Origin of the sequence: Butyricimonas hominis (genome assembly GCF_014287455.1) — a bacterium.
GTDB classification, from domain to species: Bacteria; Bacteroidota; Bacteroidia; order Bacteroidales; family Marinifilaceae; genus Butyricimonas; species Butyricimonas muris.
In genome coordinates this window covers 1-2,816 of record NZ_JACOOH010000025.1, presented here as the reverse complement: position 1 = coordinate 2,816, position 2,816 = coordinate 1, and the positions used below count along the sequence as shown (strand labels likewise).

The 2,816-nt window shown below is 53.4% G+C and carries 2 protein-coding genes and 1 pseudogene; all 3 read right to left on the bottom strand.

Features of this window, described 5'->3' with window-relative positions:
• The coding region (locus H8S64_RS21915) for a dihydrofolate reductase family protein (RefSeq protein WP_494545991.1) at positions 1–245 on the bottom strand (245 nt) is incomplete at its 3' end.
• Between the two features lie 408 nt (positions 246–653).
• Positions 654–2,726 carry a bifunctional DNA primase/helicase gene (locus H8S64_RS21910; protein ID WP_007565634.1) on the bottom strand — a complete coding sequence of 691 codons (2,073 nt, stop codon included), beginning with the start codon at positions 2,724–2,726 and terminating at the stop codon, positions 654–656.
• Positions 2,689–2,816 (bottom strand): annotated as a pseudogene (locus H8S64_RS21905) (DNA-binding protein); the annotation flags it as partial. The pseudogene H8S64_RS21905 and the gene H8S64_RS21910, both read right to left, overlap by 38 nt.

The window sequence follows — 2,816 nt, the reverse complement described above, 5'->3', positions numbered from 1 at the left end:
CAGTCCGGTGTAACGTTGGTGTCGTAGTGTGACACCACAAAAGACCGTTTGCTTTTGTGCGGCCACCCGCCCCAGTGTTCAAAGATGTAGTTGTAGGTGTTCGCCCCCATAAGCAGGCAGCTTGCGGCGGCGTGTTCCCTTGCCGCCAGTTCCTTGACCTCACGGGGCATCCAGTCCAGTTCATAGTCCGGCGTGGCGGTATGCCCGTCCAGCGATACGGCGATGTGCGCTTTGATTTGTTCCATATTGTCAGGTATTAAAGTGATATAAATCCCTACTGTCTTGGCACGTTAGCCGCAACCCCAAAAAAGAAAGCGTGGCATGACGCTGTTTCAAAGTAGAGGTACTGGCATACCCAAATGTGGAAACAGTGCAGCCACGCTATGACAAACGCATAGCATATCCTGCGCTGAATATCCCCACATTTTGAAAAGTGCCAGTTTTCTACTTTGGGACGTTCGGCGAACGTATATGTTATATATAAAGGCAATATTCCGGCAACCGCCGTCCAACTGCCGTTACTTTTCCGTGTAACTTCTGCAAAGTTAAGCAAATACCCTGAAAAATCACGTGCAAACAGAAAAAATCCTGCCGTGTTATCACAACAGGGCAGGACACAAGCACCTAAAAATACACAAGTTCAGCCCATACGCCTACGGGCAGCTTGCGTTCCTTTGAAGATGATATGAACCGATGACAAAACAGCTTTGGTTCGCCGTGTCTTTGGTGATGATGTCCCTTTCCCGCATGAAGCGGATATAGCTCTTTGCGGTGCGCTCCTTGATGTCCAATACCTGCTGCAACTGCTCGCAAAGGTCTATGTAGGTGATGCGTGTCTGCCGCCCGAAGATGTCATGTGCGACATTCACCAGTTCCCTTTCCTTGCGTTTCTCCTTTTCCTCACGGGGCTTCTCGCCCTTGTACACGTGCATCCCGGCTTCCTTGTCCCATGCAAAGAGCATCAGCGGCACGTCCAGCGGGCTTCCGTCCCTTACTTTCAGGGCTTTCACCACCGACTGGGCGGGTTCATCGTCTTTCTCTATCGAAAGGATTGTAGCCGCCTTGCGCTGCAACTCGCTGCCCAAATGTCCCCGCAGCTTCAAACCGTTGGGGACGAAATGCAGCACGCACAGAATACACGTGTTGTAGATGCCAGCCAGCCGATAAAGTTCATCTATCACCGCCACGCTTTCCGCTTCATCGTTGGCACTCTTAACAAGGTCGGCGATGCCGTCAATGACGACCAACTGGATGCCGCCGTACTGGTAGTAGAACTTATCCATGCTCTGCACAATGGCGTTCAAGCGTTCTTTGCGTGACATACCCGTCAGGCAGAACGCTTTGAGTTCATCGGGTTTGTCCGGCTGTTTGGCACGTGCCAGCAGGTTGCTTACATTCTTGAACAGTTGCACTTCCGATTGCTCGGTATCGTAAAGCAAGACCGCCTTGTGCCTGCCGTTGGCGGTTATCTGTATGCCCAGCGTATCTACTTCCGCACCAGCCGGGCAGATGCAGCCCGCCACGATTGCGGCTACATAATTGCTCTTTCCCGTTCCCTCGCCCCCGGTGATGCCGAACAGGTTGCCTTGTGTCCCCAGCGGAACGTCACCCGCCGAAATAATCTCTTGTGCTTTGGCGGGCGGGTTGTTGAAATCTATCTCGCATGATTTTAGCATAATCAATGTGTCGCTATACAGGTTGTCTAAAAATTCGATAAACAGCTTCAGGAAATCTTCACGGGTGTTCCCGGCTTTGAAGTAGTCGGATATGTCCTTTTCCTCTTTCGTTCCCGGAAGCGGGAGCAGCAGGCGTTTCACGCCAAATTCTTCCAATAGTTTTTCCTGCTTGCATGAACTTTCCCTGCCCGTCTTGTCCATGTCAAAGAGCAGGACGATGTGCTTGAAGCGGAACGTCAGCCGATAGACCAGCGTGGGAGGGATAGTCACCGTTTCGCTGTTGAAGCAGATAGCGTGAAAACCGTGCGCCGCCAGCGAAAGCACGTCTTTCTCGCCGCCCGTGATGAATAGCGTGTCGCCTTTGGCTGGCAGTTGTTCCAGCCCGAAACTGTAGTTCTCGCCGAAGCTGCCGCCGTAGAGGAAGCGGGGCGTGGAGAACGGGCGGTACAGCTTGATGTGCTGTTTGCCCTTGTAGCCGTACATGGGTTCTGCCACCGATGAAGTGTAGGTGTACGGTTTGCCCTCTGCCGTTTCGCTGTGATACTCCCGGAGCGAGCAGACCTTGTAACGTTCCAGCAGTTCGGGCGTGATGCCGTACTGTTGCCAGTACACCAGTTCGGCAAGCGGGAACTTCTGTTCCCGGAACTGGTAGGGCTTGACGGGCTTTTCGGACGTTTCTTCGGGTTTGTCCGGCACTGCCCGGCGGACGGTTGCCGGGGGAACGGAAACCGGAGTGCCGGAAGCCAGCCCCAAACCCAAGTCCCGGTCGATGATTTCCAGTATCTCCACGAAGTCAGCCGCCCGGTTGCAGTCCAGCCCCTTTAACTGCCCCACGAGGAAGAAACAGTCGCCGCTATAACTGTCGTTGCCGAAGTCTTTCATCTTGTAGATACCGCCCCGGCGGTCGAAGTAGATGTTGCAGGAAGCCTTGCTGTCCTCGTACAGCGGGTTAAGGAAGTTGCGACCTATGCGCCAGTTTCCGGGCAGGTAGTGTTTGAACACCGCCAGCCCGTTACTTGTCCTTTCTAAGATTTCCTCTTTCCTTAGCATACAACTGGTGGTTGGTTATCAGGTTGTCGATGTTCTCCTTGTTGCTCCTTATCAGGCGTTCTTCCAGCATCCGGCGTATCTCGCTGACCT